The sequence below is a fragment of the Streptomyces sp. NPDC014656 genome (assembly GCF_043084305.1).
GTDB lineage: Bacteria > Actinomycetota > Actinomycetes > Streptomycetales > Streptomycetaceae > Streptomyces.
Genome location: NZ_JBIBZN010000013.1, coordinates 114,299 through 129,578, shown reverse-complemented (window position 1 = coordinate 129,578; position 15,280 = coordinate 114,299). Strand labels below are relative to the sequence as shown.

Here is a 15,280-nt window from a genome sequence, read left to right as displayed (position 1 = left end):
ACCGCCCCCACCGCCAACCCGGCCGAGCCCTCATCGCCCCCGCCGCCCCCGTCGCCGCCCCGGCGGAATCCGTGCCCCCTCCGCCGCGCGCCGTTCACCCGTACGGCGGAGACTGGTGGGGTACGGCCGCCGGGGGGAGCACGGAGCTCGCCATGGACATCCACAAGGTCGGCAGTGACACCACCGTCCTGGCCGACAGCCTGGAAGCGCCGGGAATCGGTCACCTGCCGGTGAACGCCTATGTCGTCACGGCCGCCGAACCCGTCGTCGTCGACACCGGTCTCTCCCTCCAGGACCGGGACTTCCTCACCGCGCTCGGCGAGGTGATCGACCCCGCCGAGGTGCGCTGGATCTGGCTCACCCACCCGGACAAGGACCACACGGGCGGGGTCTTCGCCCTGCTGGAGGCCGCCCCGCACGCGCGCGTGGTGACGACGTTCCTGGGCGCCGGGGAGATGACGACCGAGCGGGCGCTGCCGATGGACCGGGTGTACTTCCTCAACCCGGGGCAGTCCCTGGACGTCGGCGACCGCGCCCTGCACGCCTTCCGCCCGCCGCTCTTCGACAATCCGGCCACCGTCGGCCTCTACGACGACCGGACCCGGATCTGCTTCAGCTCGGACTGCTTCGGCGGCCCCATGCCGACCGCCGAACTCGCCGAGAGCGGGCACGCGAGCGACCTGAAGCCGGAGGACCTGGCGGCGGCGCAGACGATGTGGGCGACGATCGACAGCCCGTGGGTGCACCTGGTGGACGCGGAGAAGTACCGGGCGACCCTGGACGGGATGCGGGCGATGGACCCGGAGATCGTGCTCTGCACCCATCTGCCGCCCGCCGTGCGGATGACGGACCGGATGCTAGCGACGCTGGCGGCCGTGCCGGACTCCGACCCCTTCGTCGGCCCCGACCAGGCGGCCCTGGAGGCCATGCAGAAGTCCTTCGAGCCGGGCGCGGCGGCGGTCTAGCCGGCCTCTCCCGCTTCGGCTCCCGGCCCCGGTCCTCCCTCCCCCGCTTCCGCGCGGGAGCCGTACCGGGCGCGGAGTTCGCCGAGCACGCCGGTGGCGGCGGCCGTCAGGGGGACGGCGAGGAGCATGCCGAGGACGCCGGCCACCGAGGCGCCGGCGGTGATGGCCAGCATGACGGCCGCCGGGTGCATCTGGACGGTGCGGCTCTGGACCATCGGCTGGAGGACGTTGCCCTCGATGACCTGGACGGCGAGGACGACGCCCAGCACCCACAGGGCGATGACGAAGCCGCGGTCGGCGAGGGCGACGAGGACGGCGACCGCGCCGGAGAGGAAGGCGCCCAGGTAGGGGATGTAGGCGGTGACGAAGACGAGCGCGGCGAGCCCGACGGCCCCGGGCACCTGGAGCACGAGCAGGCCGACGCCGATGAGGACCGCGTCGACGAGGGCGACGAGCGTGGTGCCGCGCATGAAGCCCTCGACGGCCTCGAAGGCGCGGCGGGCCATGGCTTCGGCGGTGTCGCCGGTGCCGGCCGGGACGAGGGAGCGCAGGGAGCCGGCGGCGCGGTCGGAGTCGCGGAGGAAGAAGAAGATCAGGAGGAGGGCGAGGACGGCGGTGGCGAGCATCTGCCCGACCACGCTGAGCCCGGAGATCACGCCGGAGGCGGCGGTCCCGCCGAACTTCTCCAGCAGGCTCTTGGCGTTGTCGGCCAGGTCCTCCAGGGAGGTCCCGGCGGCCCCGAAGTGCTCGGCGATGTCGATGGCGGACTGCCGCAGCGAGGCGAGGATCTGGTCCCCGGTCTCGATCAGCGCGGCGACCACGATGTACGTGGCTCCGCCGACGACCAGGAGCACGGCGAGGACGGTGACGGCGGCGGCGAGGGACTTGCTGACCTTCATCCGCAGCAGCCGCCGGTAGAGCGGTCCGAGCAGCGCGGTCCCGAGGATGGCGAGCAGCACCGGGGTCACGGCGGCCTTGAAGACCACGCAGAGCCAGATGAAGACGGCGGCGACGGCCGCGACGAGGAGGACGACGCCGCACCAGGCGGCGAGCTTCCGGGCGGGTTCGGGAAGCAGGGGGGTTCGGCTCGTCTCCACCCGTCCATAAGATCACATCAATAGAAGGAAACGGGAGGAAACGCGGACATGACGGGCCGTCCGGGCGACGGGCCGTCACGTCCTCGCGTTCCTCGCGCTTCTTACGCGCCTCGCGCTCCTCGCGCGCCTCGCGTCCCCCGGCGCTCCCCGCGCGTCCCGGCCACTCGCCCGATCGCCTACTCGCCCATCCCGTGGACCGCCGGGACGGTGCCGAGGCGGCCCGCCTGGAAGTCCTCGAAGGCCTGGCGGAGTTCGGCCTGAGTGTTCATCACGAAGGGGCCGTAGTGGGCCATGGGCTCGCGGATCGGCCGGCCGCCGAGGAGGACGACCTCCAGGTCCGGGGTGTGCGAGTCCTGCTTCTCGTCGGCGCGGACGGTCAGCGAGCCTCCCTGCCCGAAGACGGCGGTCTGCCCGAGGTGGATCGGGCGGTGCTCGGCGCCGACGGTGCCGCGGCCGGCCATGACGTAGGCGAGGCCGTTGAAGTCCTCGCGCCAGGGCAGGGTGATCTCGGCGCCGGGGCGCAGGGTGGCGTGGATCATCGTGATCGGGGTGTGGGTGATGCCGGGGCCCTGGTGCCCGTCGAGCTCGCCGGCGATGACGCGGAGCAGCGCGCCGCCGTCGGGGGAGGTGAGGAGCTGGACCTGGCCGCCGCGGATGTCCTGGTAGCGGGGGGCCATCATCTTGTCGGAGGCGGGCAGGTTGACCCACAGCTGGAGGCCGTGGAAGAGGCCGCCGGACACGACGAGGGACTCCGGCGGCGCCTCGATGTGGAGGAGGCCGGAGCCGGCCGTCATCCACTGGGTGTCGCCGTTGGTGATGGTGCCGCCGCCGCCGTTGGAGTCCTGGTGGTCGAAGGTGCCGTCGACGATGTAGGTGACGGTCTCGAAGCCGCGGTGCGGGTGCCAGGGGGTGCCCTTGGGCTCGCCCGGCGCGTACTCCACCTCGCCCATCTGGTCCATCATGATGAACGGGTCGAGGTACTGGTAGTTGATCCCCGCGAAGGCCCGGCGGACCGGGAAGCCCTCGCCCTCGAAGCCCTGGGGGGCCGTGGTGACGGCGAGCACGGGGCGCGGGGCGGCGTCGGCCGGGGCGACGACGCGCGGCAGGGTGAGCGGGTTCTCGACAGTCACGGCGGGCATGGCGGGACCTCCTTGGTGCGGCCTGAGGGCTCGGTGGCCTTCGCGGCCTGTCCTCGTACCCTCACTTTAGTTGAATGCTGAACTTCTTGCCACCCGGAACGCGGAACGCCCGGGAGGAATTCCTCCCGGGCGCTCTCCCTGGTCTCAGGATGGGGTCAGCCGTACATCCGCCGCATCGCGAAGTCCACCATCTGCTCCACGGCCTTCGCGTCGAAGACCATCCGGTGGTCGCCCTCCATGTCGAGCACGAAGCCGTAGCCGGTGGGCAGGAGGTCGATCACCTCCGCGCCGGTGATCACGAAGTACTTCGACTCCTTGCCCGCGTACCGCCGCAGCTCCTTCAGCGTGGTGAACATCGGGATCACCGGCTGCTGGGTGTTGTGCAGGGCGAGGAAGCCGGGGTTGTCGCCGCGCGGGCAGTAGACCTTCGAGGTCGCGAAGATCTGCTGGAAGTCCTCGGCGGCCAGGGTGCCCGTGGTGAAGGCGCGTACGGCGTCGGCGAGGGAGGGCGGCGAGGGCTCGGGATAGAGCGGGGCCTGCTGCTGGCCGTACCCGCCGGGAACCCCGCCCTGCATGCCGTTCGGCATCCCGCCCTGCATGCCCCCGGGCATCCCGTACTGCTGCTGCGCACCCGGATTCTGCTCGTAGCCGTACATGGGCCACGAGCCTACTGCGTCACAGATCGCCCGGTAGGGGTTGCTCTTATTACCGGTGGGTAGCATCATCGGAGAGAAGAGTGCGCTACCCGTGAGTAGGAAGCGGGTGGCCCTCGGTACGAGGAACCCTCCCCGATCTTTACGGAGCCGTCGCCATGGGGCACTACAAGTCGAATCTCCGCGACATCGAGTTCAACCTCTTCGAGGTGCTCGGCCGCGACAAGGTGTACGGCACCGGTCCGTTCGAGGAGATGGACGTCGAGACCGCCAAGAGCATCCTCGACGAGATCCGCCGCCTCGCCGAGAACGAGCTGGCCGAGTCCTTCGCCGACGCCGACCGCAACCCGCCGGTCTTCGACCCCGAGACCAACACCGCCCCGGTCCCGGCGACCTTCAAGGCCTCGTACAACGCCTTCATGGAGTCCGAGTACTGGCGCCTGGGCATCCCCGAGGAGATCGGCGGCACGGTCTCCCCGCGCTCCCTCATCTGGGCCTACGCGGAGCTGCTCCTCGGCTCCAACCCGGCCATCTGGATGTACTCCTCCGGCCCCGCCTTCGCCGGCATCCTCTACACCGAGGGCAACGAGCAGCAGAAGAAGGCCGCCCAGATCGCCGTCGAGCGCCGCTGGGGCTCCACCATGGTCCTCACCGAGCCCGACGCCGGCTCGGACGTCGGCGCCGGCCGCACCAAGGCCGTCCAGCAGGAGGACGGCTCCTGGCACATCGAGGGCGTCAAGCGCTTCATCACCTCCGGTGAGCACGACATGGAGGAGAACATCCTCCACTACGTCCTCGCCCGCCCCGAGGGCGCCGGCCCCGGCACCAAGGGCCTGAGCCTCTTCCTCGTCCCGAAGTACGAGTTCGACTGGGAGACCGGCGAGCTCGGCGCCCGCAACGGCGTCTACGCCACCAACGTCGAGCACAAGATGGGCCTCAAGGCCTCCAACACGTGCGAGATGACCTTCGGCGACAAGCACCCCGCCAAGGGCTGGCTCATCGGCGACAAGCACGACGGCATCCGCCAGATGTTCCTCATCATCGAGTTCGCCCGCATGATGGTCGGCACGAAGGCGATCTCCACCCTCTCCACGGGCTACCTCAACGCCCTGGAGTACGCCAAGGAGCGCGTCCAGGGCACCGACCTGGCCGACTTCATGGACAAGGCCGCGCCCAAGGTCACCATCACGCACCACCCCGACGTCCGCCGCTCGCTGATGACGCAGAAGGCGTACGCCGAGGGCATGCGCTCCCTCGTCCTCTACACGGCCTCCGTGCAGGACGCCATCCAGGTCGCCGAGGCGGCCGGCGAGGACGCGAAGGCGCTCCACGGCCTCAACGACCTGCTCCTGCCGATCGTGAAGGGCTACGGCTCCGAGAAGGGCTACGAGCAGCTCGCGCAGTCGCTCCAGACCTTCGGCGGCTCCGGCTTCCTCCAGGAGTACCCGATCGAGCAGTACATCCGGGACTCCAAGATCGACACCCTCTACGAGGGCACCACCGCCATCCAGGGCCAGGACTTCTTCTTCCGGAAGATCGTCCGCGACCAGGGCGCCGCCCTGAACACCCTCTCCGAGGAGATCAAGAAGTTCCTCGCGGTCGGCACCGGCGGCGAGGAGCTGGCCGGCGCCCGCGACGCGCTCGCCAAGGCGGCCGTCGACCTGGAGGCGATCGTCGGCAGGATGATCACCGACCTCACCGCCACCGGCGAGGACGTCAAGAACATCTACAAGGTCGGCCTCAACACCACCCGCCTGCTCATGGTCTCCGGCGACGTCGTCGTCGGCTACCTGCTGCTCAAGGGCGCGGCCGTCGCGGCCGAGAAGCTCGCGGCCGGCACCGCCGGCAAGGACACCGCCTTCTACCAGGGCAAGATCGCCGCCGCGAAGTTCTTCGCCGCGAACGTCCTGCCCGGCGTCTCCACCGAGCGCCTCCTCGCCGACGGCGTGGACGGCGGCCTCATGGACCTGGACGAGGCCGCGTTCTAGTACTCCGGTACCGAACGCACCACGTCCTACTGGAACGGCCCGTCCCCGGGGAGGGGGGCGGGCCGTTCCGCCTTTTCCGGTGAGGGGGCGAGCCGTTCCGCCTTTCCCGGGGACGGCCGCCGCGGGGGCGAGAGGTACGGGCTCCGCGGGCGGGTGCTCCGGCGTGCGCGCGGGGTCCCGCACGGCCCGCCCGGCACCGGGAAAGGGCCCCGGCCGGGCTGCGTAAGGTGGGACGCATGAGCAGCGCAGCCTCCCGACCGGCGTCCGCACCCTTCGGACCCGGCCACACCGATGACCTGATGTCCTTCCTCGCGGCCTCCCCGTCGCCGTACCACGCGGTCGCCAACACCGCGGAGCGGCTGGAGAAGGCGGGCTTCCGCCGGGTCGAGGAGACCGCGGCGTGGGACGGGACGAGCGGCGGGAAGTTCGTGACCCGCGGCGGCGCGATCATCGCGTGGTACGTGCCCGAGGGCGCCGCCCCGCACACCCCGTACCGGATCGTCGGCGCCCACACCGACTCCCCCAACCTCCGCGTCAAGCCCCGCCCCGACATGGGCAACCAGGGCTGGCGGCAGATCGCCGTGGAGATCTACGGCGGCACCCTCCTCAACACCTGGCTCGACCGCGACCTCGGCCTCGCCGGACGCCTCACCCTCCGCGACGGCAGCCACCGCCTGGTGAACGTCGACCGGCCGCTGCTGCGCGTCCCGCAGCTCGCCATCCACCTCGACCGCGGCGCCAACGACGGGCTCAAGCTCGACCGCCAGCGCCACATGCAGCCCGTGTGGGGCACCGGCGAGGTCCGCGAGGGCGACCTCGTCGAGTTCGTCGCCGGCGAGGCCGGCGTCGACGCCGAGGACGTGGCCGGCTGGGACCTCATGGTCCACGCCGTCGACGCCCCCGCCTACCTCGGCCGCGACCGCGAACTCGTCGCCGGCCCCCGCATGGACAACCTGCTGTCCGTGCACGCCGCCGTCGCCGCGCTCACCGCCGTCGCCGGCCGCGACGACCTCCCGTACATCCCGGTCCTCGCCGCCTTCGACCACGAGGAGAACGGCTCCGAGGCCGACACCGGCGCCCAGGGCCCCCTCCTCGGCACCGTCCTGGAGCGCTCCGTCTACGCCCGCGGCGGCGGCTACGAGGACCGCGCCCGCGCCTTCGCCGGCACGGTCTGCCTCTCCTCCGACACCGGCCACGCCGTCCACCCCAACTACGCGGAGCGCCACGACCCGACGCACCACCCGCGCGTCAACGGCGGCCCGATCCTCAAGGTCAACGTCAACCAGCGGTACGCCACCGACGGCACCGGCCGCGCCCTCTTCGCCGCCGCGTGCGAGAAGGCGGGCGTGCCGTGGCAGTCGTTCGTCTCCAACAACGACATGCCCTGCGGCACCACGATCGGCCCCATCACGGCCGCCCGCCACGGCATCACCACCGTCGACATCGGCGTCGCGATCCTCTCCATGCACAGCGCCCGCGAACTCTGCGGCGCCGAGGACCCCTACCTCCTCGCCAACGCCCTGACGGCGTTCCTGGAGGGCTGAGCGCCGGTACGGAGGAGGGCCCCGCTCGCCGGTCGAGCGGGGCCCTCCTCCGTGTCCGTACGCGCCCGGGTCAGGCGTCCAGCCCGGCCAGGATCAGCGGGAGGCGGGTCGCGCCGTCTTCCGTGAGCCTCACCGGGACGCCCCAGTCCTGCTGGTGGACGTGGCAGGCCGGGTACTCGTTGGCGGGGTCGTCGTCGCAGGACGCGGCCATCGCGGAGACGTGCAGGACGCCCTCGGTGAGCGCCGGGTTCAGCTCCAGGTCGCGGAAGAGGTCCGTGCCGGTGCCCTCGCCGGAGAGCAGCAGCTCCGGCGGGGTGGCGGAGACCAGGAGGCGGGTCGAGGGGCCGTACCGCTCGTCCAGCTTCTGGCCCGTCGGGGCCCGGAAGGCGACGTCCAGGCGGAAGGCGCCGGGCGCGACCTCGGTGGCCTCGCGCTTCGTGCGGTGCGCGACCGCCTCCACCCGCACGGCCTCCTCGGGGAGGCGCAGCCGGGTGAGGCGGTGGCGGGCCGACTCGACCACGACGACGTCCTCCCCGACGACGACCGCGTCGCTGGGCTCGCGCAGATCGGTGGCGAGGGTGGTGACCTCGTCGGTGGCCGGGTCGTAGCGGCGCAGGGCGTGGTTGTAGGTGTCGGACACCGCGACCGAGCCGTCGGGCAGGGCCGTCACGCCGAGCGGGTGCTGGAGCAGGGCCTGGCCGGCGGCGCCGTCCCGGTGCCCGAAGTCGAAGAGGCCGGTGCCGACGGCGGTGTGGACGTGCCCGTCGGTGTCGACGTACCGCAGGGCGCTGGTCTCCGAGTCGGCGATCCAGAGGCGGTCCTCGGTGGCGGCGAGCCCGGACGGCTGCGCGAACCACGCCTCGGCGCCCGGCCCGTCGACGAGCCCCTCGTTCGTCGTGCCGGCCGCGACCGCGACGGTCCCGGACTCGGGGTCGTACGTCCAGAGCTGGTGCACGCCGGCCATGGCGATCCACACCTTGCCCTGCCACCAGGCGACGTCCCACGGCGAGGACAGGTCCACGTCGAGCGCGGGCCCGGAGGTCGGCGACCCCTGCCACCACTGCTTCCCGGTGCCGGCGATCCGCTCGACCGCGCCCGTCGCCGGGTCGAAGCGCTGGAGGGAGTGGTGCACGGTGTCCGCGACGACGACCGTCCCGTCCGGCAGCAGGGTCAGCCCCTGCGGCTCCCGGAAGACGCCCTCGCCCCCGATCCGCCGCACCACGGTCTCCCCGTCGGCGGCCAGCTCGACCAGCTGGTGCCGGGTGGTGTCGGAGACCAGGAGGTTCCCGTCCGGCAGCGCGATCGCCTTCCCCGGGAACCGCAGATCGGTCGCGACCGGCTCCGGCGGCACGTACGGCCCGTCGCCGCGCCGCAGCGTCCCCTTCGCCGCGTGCTCCGCCTCCAGCTCCTCCACCAGCGTCCGGATCGCGTTGGCGTGCCCCTCGCCCGCGTGCTGGGCGACGACGTACCCCTCGGGGTCGATCACGACGAGCGTCGGCCACGCCCGCACGGCGTACTGCTTCCAGGTCGCCAGCTCCGGGTCGTCCAGCACCGGGTGGTGCACCTCGTACCGCTCCACGGCGTCGACGACCGCCTGGTGCTCCGCCTCGTGCACGAACTTCGGCGAGTGCACGCCGACGATCACGAGCGTGTCCCGGTGCTTCTCCTCCAGCTCCCGCAGCTCGTCGAGGACGTGCAGGCAGTTGATGCAGCAGAAGGTCCAGAAATCCACAACAACGCACTTACCTCGCAGATCGGCGAGGGTGAGCTCTTTGCCGCCGGTGTTGAGCCAGCCGCCCTTGCCGATCAGCTCGGGGGCACGGACACGGGCACGCTTGCGGGGTGCGGGCGCGGGGGTGGGCGCCGGGGCAGCATCGTTCATCCTTCAAGCTTGCCATCCGCTCCCAAAGGGGCCGTGAAGGGCCTGTCCCGGTGCTCAGGTGACGGCGTCGGCGCCCGGCTTCGCCCACTGGATCCGGATGCGCTGCTCTGGAATGATCCGCTGGCCGCGCACCCCCTTGGTCACTTCAACTCGGTCGATGGCAAGTGACAACCGACCCCGCCGGTCTTCGTTGGTCGCATTCGCCCACGCTTCACGCAGGGTGAGGCCGTCGAGCATCGGAGACACGTCCACGGACGGCATGGGGAGCTTACGAAGAGCGCTGCCAAGCCCTTCGATGCGCCCCCTCAGGCGCTCTGCGAGCCGGTTGTAGCGCTCCACGGCTGCGGGGCCACTGAACTCACCGCGCACGTATCGCGCGTCCTCCAGGTCGGCAAGGCGGGATTCTTCATCCTGGATCTCAGCAGTAAGCGCCTCACGTTTCGCGAAGGTCTCCGGGTCCACGCGGTGCACCCAGCGATCTGCGATCGCGACAAGCAGCGGGTCGTCCGGTTCGAGCTCTGGGAGCTTCGTGAGGAACTGTTCCGTCACGTACTGGTCAACCGGTTCAGCCAGCGCCGATGCTCCGATGCACTGGTTGCCCGCGCGGCGAGCCATGCACTGGTAACTGCCTCCCACGCGGTGCATCCGACGACCGCAGCCGGCGACCGCGCAGTGGACGAGTCCCGTGAGCAGCGCCGTCGCCTCGGGCTTCGGCCGCCGCTTTCCTGCGTGTACGAACGTCCTGGATTCCAGGGTGCGGATGATCTGTTCACGCTCTCCGACCGTGATGATCCCCTCGCCGATCTCGACGGTGTCCAGAGTCTCGGGATCGCGGTACGGGAAGACCCTGCCCGTGTACTTCCGCTCGCCGTCGTCCGTCTTGACGGTCTCGGTCTCCGGCATCAGGCCGGCGAACGCCGGGGAGCGCAGGAGCTGCATGATGCTGGCCGCGTTCCACTGCCCGCCTCTGGGCGAGAGGATCTCGTACTCGTTGAGGAATCGGGCGATCTTGACCAGCGATGTTCCGGCGAGTGCTTCATCCGCGATCAGACGGGCGTAGACAGCGTGCTCCGGGTCGTGAACGAGCTTCTTGGTCTGCGGATCGATGAGCAGCCCGTACGGGGGCTGTCCGCCGATCCACCGGCCCTTGCTGCGCAGGTAGCGCTTGGCATGGCCGACGCGTGTGCCGAGATTCTCCGACTCGGATCGGGCGAGTTCGGCGAGCATCGCCACGACCATGCGCGCCGAATCGTTCGAGGTGTCGAGACCATCCATCACCGAGACAAGACGGCCACCGGCCTTCTCGATGTCGTCCAACACCTTGCCTACCTGGCCGATGCCCTTGCGGGACAGGCGGTCCAGTCTCCAGACGATCAGCGTGCCCACGACGCCCGCCGTGACAGCCGCCAGCGCGGCGTCGAAGCCTTTGCGCTCGATGGTCTTGTAGCCGGAGCGCCCTCTGTCCATGTGGACCTTGCGGACGGTCAGTCCGTTGCGTTCGGCCCAGGCACGGCAGTCGGCTTCCTGCCGTTCGATTGCGGTCTTGCCGTCCCGCTCAAGAGACAGGCGGAGGTACAGGTCACAGACCGTTTCTTGGTGCACACACTCAGCATGCCGACGAGTTCGGTGGTTTGTTGTCGATTTCAAAAATCGAGAATCATGGTCTTTCCGCGCAGATCGGAGAGGATCGGCTCGTCGCCTCCGGTGTTTCTCCGGCCTCCCCGCCGATCAGGTCGGGGGCACGGACGCGGGCGCGGGAGCAGGGGCCTGCCACGGGCGTACGGGTGGATCGGTGGGGCCGGGTGGGGGGTGTCCGCGTGTCCCGGCGCGGGTGGGCGGTGAAGGGGGCGGTGGCATGGGCGCATGACGCATGCGGGCAGATCATCGGACTACTCGTGCTTCCGGGGGAGGCGAGCCGTCCGGGACCGGCGGGCCGTCCGGGCTGGGCGGGCCGTCCGGGTCGGGGCCGGGATCCTCGCCGGGGTCCTCGCCCTGCCCTGCCTCGTCCTCGGCGGCGAGGGCACGGCGCGGGCCGGGGGCGCCGGCGACAAGGCGCTGCGGATGACCGTGACCGTCAACGCCCGTGGCCACAGCGGCCAGCGGCCGCCCGCCGTGCGGGCCGGGGCCGAGGTGGTGAAGAGGTACCGGCTGGAGAACCGGGGGGAGGCCGACCTGTACGGGGTCCGGGTGCGCGACCCGGGCGTCCCGGCGGGCGCCGTCCGCTGCCCCGGGCGGCCGCTCGGCGCGCTCGCCGTCATGGAGTGCGTCGCCCGCTTCCGCGCCCTGCCCGGCGACCACCGGGCCGACGCCCGCGCCGAGGGCGGGATCCCCTCCCTGGGCCGGACCCTCACCGCCACCGCCCCTTCCGGGTACGCGGGCGTCGCCGGGGCCCTCACCCTGGCCGAACGGGTGGCCCCGGCCCCCCGCGCGGGCACCGCCGTCATCACGTACACCGTCGCCAACCACGGCAACCGGCCCCTGCACGACGTGCGCGTCACCGACCCGGGACTCGGGCTCTCCGGGCGGAACGTCGACTGCGGCACCGGGCCGCTCCGGCTCGCCCCCGGCGCCTCCGCGCGCTGCACCGCGACCGTGCGACGGCCGCCCGGCACGCACCGCAGCGCCGGACTCGCCACCGGCACCGACCGGATCGCCACCTACGACCCCGGTGGCCGGCGCCTCCCCGCACCGCTGCTCACCGCACGGTCCACCGGGTCCTTCACGGTGCCGGAGGAGCGGAGGAAGCCCCCGGTGCCGACACCGGAACCGGCACCGACGGCTGCGGCTGCGGCGGAGGCCGGGCGTGGGGGCGGGGGGCAGGGGGGAGGTCGCGGTGGAGGTGCAGGCGGAGGTGGTGGTGGAGGGGCGGGCTCGCGGCCGTTGACCGGTGGGGCCGCCGGCGCTCCTGGCGCCGCCGGCGCCGCCGTGCCCGCGCCCGCCGTGGGGGTGCTGCCGGTGGGGCCGCCCGCGCCCGACCCCGTGCCGCCTCCCGGGGACGCGGCGGACGTCGGGGCGGGGGCGGGAGCCGGGGCCGGGGCCGGAGCCGCCGAAGGAGCGGTGGAGGCCGGGCCCGGCGCCGTACCGCCTGGAGCCGTGCCACCCGGCGCCGTGCCACCCGGTGGGGCGGTCACGCCCGGCGGGGCGGTCGTGCCCGGCGGGGCGGTCGTGCCCGGCGGGGCGGTCGCTCCGTCGCGTGCCGAGACGCCGCCCGAGGCCTCGCGGCGGGCCGCCACCCTCGCGGGCGAGGGGTTCCTGGGGCGGGTTCGGCGGCGTGGGCAGGAGGCGGGCGAGATGGGGACCGTCGTGATGCTGCTGCTGATCCTGCTGCCGGCGGCCCTCGCCGCCGCGCTCCTCGGGAACCGGAGGTCCTGAGCCGTGGCCCTGTTCGAAACGCTCTTCGTCGTCCTGGGGGTCGCACTGCTCGGCGCGCTCGCCGTCGTGGTCAAGACGCGGCTCTTCCCCGCCGCCGAGGACGAGGAACCGCGCGAGGACGTCGCCGAGTACATCGCCATGATGGTCTCGGTGCTCTACGCCATCGTCCTCGGCCTCTGCCTGGTCTCCGTCTGGGACACCCGCACCTCCGCCTCCGACAACGTCCAGGCCGAGGCGAGCGCCCTGCACCAGACGTACCTGCTCGCCGACGCGCTCCCCGCCGACCGGCGCGAGCCGCTGCGGGAGGCGACCCGCACGTACGCCGACCACGTCGTGGACGTCGAATGGCCGATGATGGCCGCCCGGCGGCCGCTCGACCCGTCCGGATGGCGGCTGCTCGAACTGATCCGGCAGTCCGGCGAGGTCGGCGACACCGCCACCGTCTCGCAGCAGATCGCCGCGCAGGAGGTGCTCGCCCAGCTCGGTAACGTCGACGACGCCCGGCGCAGCCGGGAGGCGGCCGCGCAGGAGCGGCTGTCCCCGGTGCTGTGGACGGGGCTGATCCTCGGCGGCTTCCTCACGCTCGCCTTCATGTTCATCTTCGGGATCAGCCGCAGCACCACCCACGTGGTGATGGTGATGGGCCTGGCCGGCTTCATCGCCTTCACCGTGCTGCTGATCCATCAGCTCAACGCGCCCTTCGGGGAGGTGCTGGGCACCAGCCCCGAAGCCTTCACCCGCTATTTCGCCTGAACGCGCGGGCGCGCTGTTTCACGTGAAACAGCGAGAGGGGAGACATACCGCATGAAATACCTCGTACGGGACAAGATCTTCGCGATCGGCGACGACTACTGGATCGAGGACGAGGACGGCCGGCACGCCTTCCTCGTCGACGGAAAGGCGCTGCGGCTGCGCGACACCCTGGAGCTGAAGGACCCGGACGGACGGGTGCTCGTCACCCTGCGGGAGAAACTCCTCAGCCTGCGCGACGCGATGACCGTCGAGCGGGACGAGCGGCCGCTGGCCACCGTCCGCCGCAAGCGGCTCTCCCTCCTCCGGAACCACTACCGCGTGACGCTGGTCGACGGCACCGAACTGGACGTCAGCGGGCGGATCCTGGACCGGGAGTTCGCCGTCGAGTACGACGGCGAACTCCTCGCCCACATCTCCCGCCGGTGGCTGCGCGTCCGGGACACGTACGCGGTGGACGTGGTCCGCGAGGACGCGGACGCGGCCCTGCTCATCGCGGTGGCGGTGTGCGTGATCCGGATGGCCGAGCGGGAGGACTAGAGCGCGGACGCCTTGCCGAGGGCCTGGTCCAGGTCCGTCCACAGGTCCTCGACGTGCTCGATGCCGACCGAGAGGCGGACCGTGCCGGGACCGATGCCCGCGGCCTCCAGGGCGGCGGCGTCGAGCTGGCGGTGCGAGGTGGAGGCCGGGTGCATGACCAGCGTCTTCACGTCGCCGAGGGAGACCGAGAGGGAGGCCAGCCGGACCGCCTCGACGAAGGCCCGGCCGGCGTCCCGGCCGCCCGCGAGGTCGAGCGAGATCACGCCGCCCGCGCCGTCCGGCAGCAGCCGCTCGGCGATCGCCCGGTCCGGGTGGCCCGCCAGGCCGGGGTAGCGGACGGCGGAGACCGCCGGGTGCTCCGTGAGCCGCGCGGCGAGTTCGGCGGCGGAGGCGCAGTGGCGCGCCATCCGCAGCGACAGCGTCTGCATGCCGCGCAGGGTCAGCCAGGCGGCGAACGGGTCGGTGGAGGCGCCCATCTCGACGGCGAAGTGACGGAGCCGGCCGAGGAGTTCCGGGTCGTCGCCGGCGACGATGCCGCCGAGGACGTCCGCGTGGCCGCCGAGGAACTTGGTGGCCGAGTGGATGACGAGGTCGGCGCCGAGCGAGAGCGGGCGGCAGAGCAACGGGGAGGCGAAGGTGTTGTCGACGGCGACCGGGACGCCGGCCTCGCGGGCGACGGCGGCGAGGGCCGGGACGTCGGAGACGCGGGTGGTGGGGTTGGCGATGGTCTCCAGGTAGAGGAGCCGGGTGGTGGGCCGCAGGGCGGCGGCGACCTCCTCCGGGTCCGTGCCGGAGACGTGGCTGACCTCGACGCCCCAGCGGGCCGCGAGGTCGGTGAGCATCGCGTACGTACCGCCGTACAGGCAGCGCTGGGCGATGACGTGTCCGCCACCGTGGAGCAGGCCGAGGAGGACGGTGTTGATGGCGCCCATCCCGGAGGCGAAGGAGAGCGCGCCGGCGGCTCCCTCCAGGCGGGCGACGGCGTCCTCCAGGGTGCGGACGGTGGGGTTGCCCATGCGGCTGTAGAGGAAGGAGTCGCCGGAGCGCATGGAGTCGGCGAGGGCGTCGGCGGACTCGAAGGCGAAGACGTGGCCCTGGTGGAGCGGGACGCCGAGGGGCACGCTGCCGGTGACCTCGACCCGGGGCGGGTGGACGGCGAGGGTCTCGGGTCGCAGGCCGTCGGACGTGGCGGAGTGATCGCGTTCGCTGCTCATGGGGCCAGTCTCGGCGGGGGGTTCACCGGCTCCCAGGGCCAATCGCGCGGGAGTGGATTGGTTCGGGGCCCGGCCGGGGGCCGGTCGGAAGCGCGTCCGGCGCTCGTGCGAGGGTCGGGGGAGCCGGTTCGCGAAG

The 15,280-nt window shown here is 72.3% G+C and carries 12 protein-coding genes; 6 read left to right on the top strand and 6 right to left on the bottom strand.

Annotated features, from left to right (window positions below; all coding sequences use genetic code 11):
- The first annotated feature begins 152 nt into the window (after window positions 1–152).
- Entirely contained in the window at window positions 153–965 is an 813-nt protein-coding gene (locus tag ACF1ED_RS27010) for an MBL fold metallo-hydrolase (RefSeq protein WP_391764696.1), read from the top strand.
- Here the strand turns inward: ACF1ED_RS27010 and ACF1ED_RS27005 are convergent.
- The 3 genes from ACF1ED_RS27005 to ACF1ED_RS26995 form a co-directional block, all read right to left on the bottom strand.
- A complete protein-coding gene (locus tag ACF1ED_RS27005; protein ID WP_391764694.1) occupies window positions 962–2,062 on the bottom strand; it encodes an AI-2E family transporter in 1,101 nt (366 codons plus the stop codon). The two genes, ACF1ED_RS27010 and ACF1ED_RS27005, sit on opposite strands and share 4 nt — an antisense overlap.
- A 176-nt stretch (window positions 2,063–2,238) precedes the next feature.
- Window positions 2,239–3,201: a pirin family protein gene (locus ACF1ED_RS27000; protein WP_391764693.1), complete on the bottom strand. Its 963-nt coding sequence runs from the start codon at window positions 3,199–3,201 to the stop codon at window positions 2,239–2,241.
- A gap of 155 nt (window positions 3,202–3,356) precedes the next feature.
- Window positions 3,357–3,857, bottom strand: coding sequence for an SseB family protein (locus ACF1ED_RS26995; protein WP_391764691.1), 501 nt, complete (start codon window positions 3,855–3,857; stop codon window positions 3,357–3,359).
- A gap of 155 nt (window positions 3,858–4,012) precedes the next feature.
- Between ACF1ED_RS26995 and ACF1ED_RS26990 the strand changes: the two genes are divergently transcribed.
- Both ACF1ED_RS26990 and ACF1ED_RS26985 read left to right on the top strand, forming a co-directional pair.
- The gene (locus ACF1ED_RS26990) at window positions 4,013–5,842 is read left to right on the top strand and encodes an acyl-CoA dehydrogenase (protein ID WP_391764689.1); all 1,830 of its coding nucleotides are present in this window, start codon (window positions 4,013–4,015) and stop codon (window positions 5,840–5,842) included.
- 236 nt (window positions 5,843–6,078) lie between these two features.
- Complete coding sequence (locus ACF1ED_RS26985) at window positions 6,079–7,386, top strand: M18 family aminopeptidase (protein ID WP_391764687.1); 1,308 nt, start codon at window positions 6,079–6,081, stop codon at window positions 7,384–7,386.
- Window positions 7,387–7,456: 70 nt separating this feature from the next.
- On the opposite strand, the gene ACF1ED_RS26980 is transcribed toward ACF1ED_RS26985, so the two are convergent.
- Together ACF1ED_RS26980 and ACF1ED_RS26975 are read right to left on the bottom strand one after the other, a co-directional pair.
- Complete coding sequence (locus tag ACF1ED_RS26980) at window positions 7,457–9,268, bottom strand: thioredoxin-like domain-containing protein (RefSeq protein ID WP_391764685.1); 1,812 nt, start codon at window positions 9,266–9,268, stop codon at window positions 7,457–7,459.
- Window positions 9,269–9,322: 54 nt separating this feature from the next.
- Complete coding sequence (locus ACF1ED_RS26975) at window positions 9,323–10,870, bottom strand: recombinase family protein (protein WP_391764683.1); 1,548 nt, start codon at window positions 10,868–10,870, stop codon at window positions 9,323–9,325.
- Window positions 10,871–11,131: 261 nt separating this feature from the next.
- On the opposite strand from ACF1ED_RS26975, the gene ACF1ED_RS26970 reads away from it, so the two are divergent.
- From ACF1ED_RS26970 to ACF1ED_RS26960, 3 genes are read left to right on the top strand one after another with little or no spacing between them, the layout of a single operon-like run.
- On the top strand, window positions 11,132–12,640 hold the full coding sequence (locus tag ACF1ED_RS26970; RefSeq protein WP_391764681.1) for a hypothetical protein: 1,509 nt from the start codon (window positions 11,132–11,134) through the stop codon (window positions 12,638–12,640).
- A gap of 3 nt (window positions 12,641–12,643) precedes the next feature.
- Window positions 12,644–13,393, top strand: coding sequence for a hypothetical protein (locus ACF1ED_RS26965; protein ID WP_391764679.1), 750 nt, complete (start codon window positions 12,644–12,646; stop codon window positions 13,391–13,393).
- Between the two features lie 51 nt (window positions 13,394–13,444).
- Window positions 13,445–13,930 carry an LURP-one-related/scramblase family protein gene (locus ACF1ED_RS26960; RefSeq protein ID WP_391764677.1) on the top strand — a complete coding sequence of 162 codons (486 nt, stop codon included), beginning with the start codon at window positions 13,445–13,447 and terminating at the stop codon, window positions 13,928–13,930.
- Here the strand turns inward: ACF1ED_RS26960 and ACF1ED_RS26955 are convergent.
- Window positions 13,927–15,144: a trans-sulfuration enzyme family protein gene (locus ACF1ED_RS26955; RefSeq protein WP_391764675.1), complete on the bottom strand. Its 1,218-nt coding sequence runs from the start codon at window positions 15,142–15,144 to the stop codon at window positions 13,927–13,929. The two genes, ACF1ED_RS26960 and ACF1ED_RS26955, sit on opposite strands and share 4 nt — an antisense overlap.
- Between the last annotated feature and the right edge of the window lie 136 nt (window positions 15,145–15,280).

Coding starts and splice junctions, on each gene's coding strand:
- ACF1ED_RS26990 (WP_391764689.1), top strand. CDS start 4,013: ATGGGGCACTACAAGTCGAATCTCCGCGACATCGAGTTCAACCTCTTC.
- ACF1ED_RS26995 (WP_391764691.1), bottom strand. CDS start 3,857: ATGTACGGCTACGAGCAGAATCCGGGTGCGCAGCAGCAGTACGGGATG.
- ACF1ED_RS27010 (WP_391764696.1), top strand. CDS start 153: ATGGACATCCACAAGGTCGGCAGTGACACCACCGTCCTGGCCGACAGC.
- ACF1ED_RS27000 (WP_391764693.1), bottom strand. CDS start 3,201: ATGCCCGCCGTGACTGTCGAGAACCCGCTCACCCTGCCGCGCGTCGTC.
- ACF1ED_RS26980 (WP_391764685.1), bottom strand. CDS start 9,268: ATGAACGATGCTGCCCCGGCGCCCACCCCCGCGCCCGCACCCCGCAAG.
- ACF1ED_RS26970 (WP_391764681.1), top strand. CDS start 11,132: ATGACGCATGCGGGCAGATCATCGGACTACTCGTGCTTCCGGGGGAGG.
- ACF1ED_RS26985 (WP_391764687.1), top strand. CDS start 6,079: ATGAGCAGCGCAGCCTCCCGACCGGCGTCCGCACCCTTCGGACCCGGC.
- ACF1ED_RS26960 (WP_391764677.1), top strand. CDS start 13,445: ATGAAATACCTCGTACGGGACAAGATCTTCGCGATCGGCGACGACTAC.
- ACF1ED_RS26955 (WP_391764675.1), bottom strand. CDS start 15,144: ATGAGCAGCGAACGCGATCACTCCGCCACGTCCGACGGCCTGCGACCC.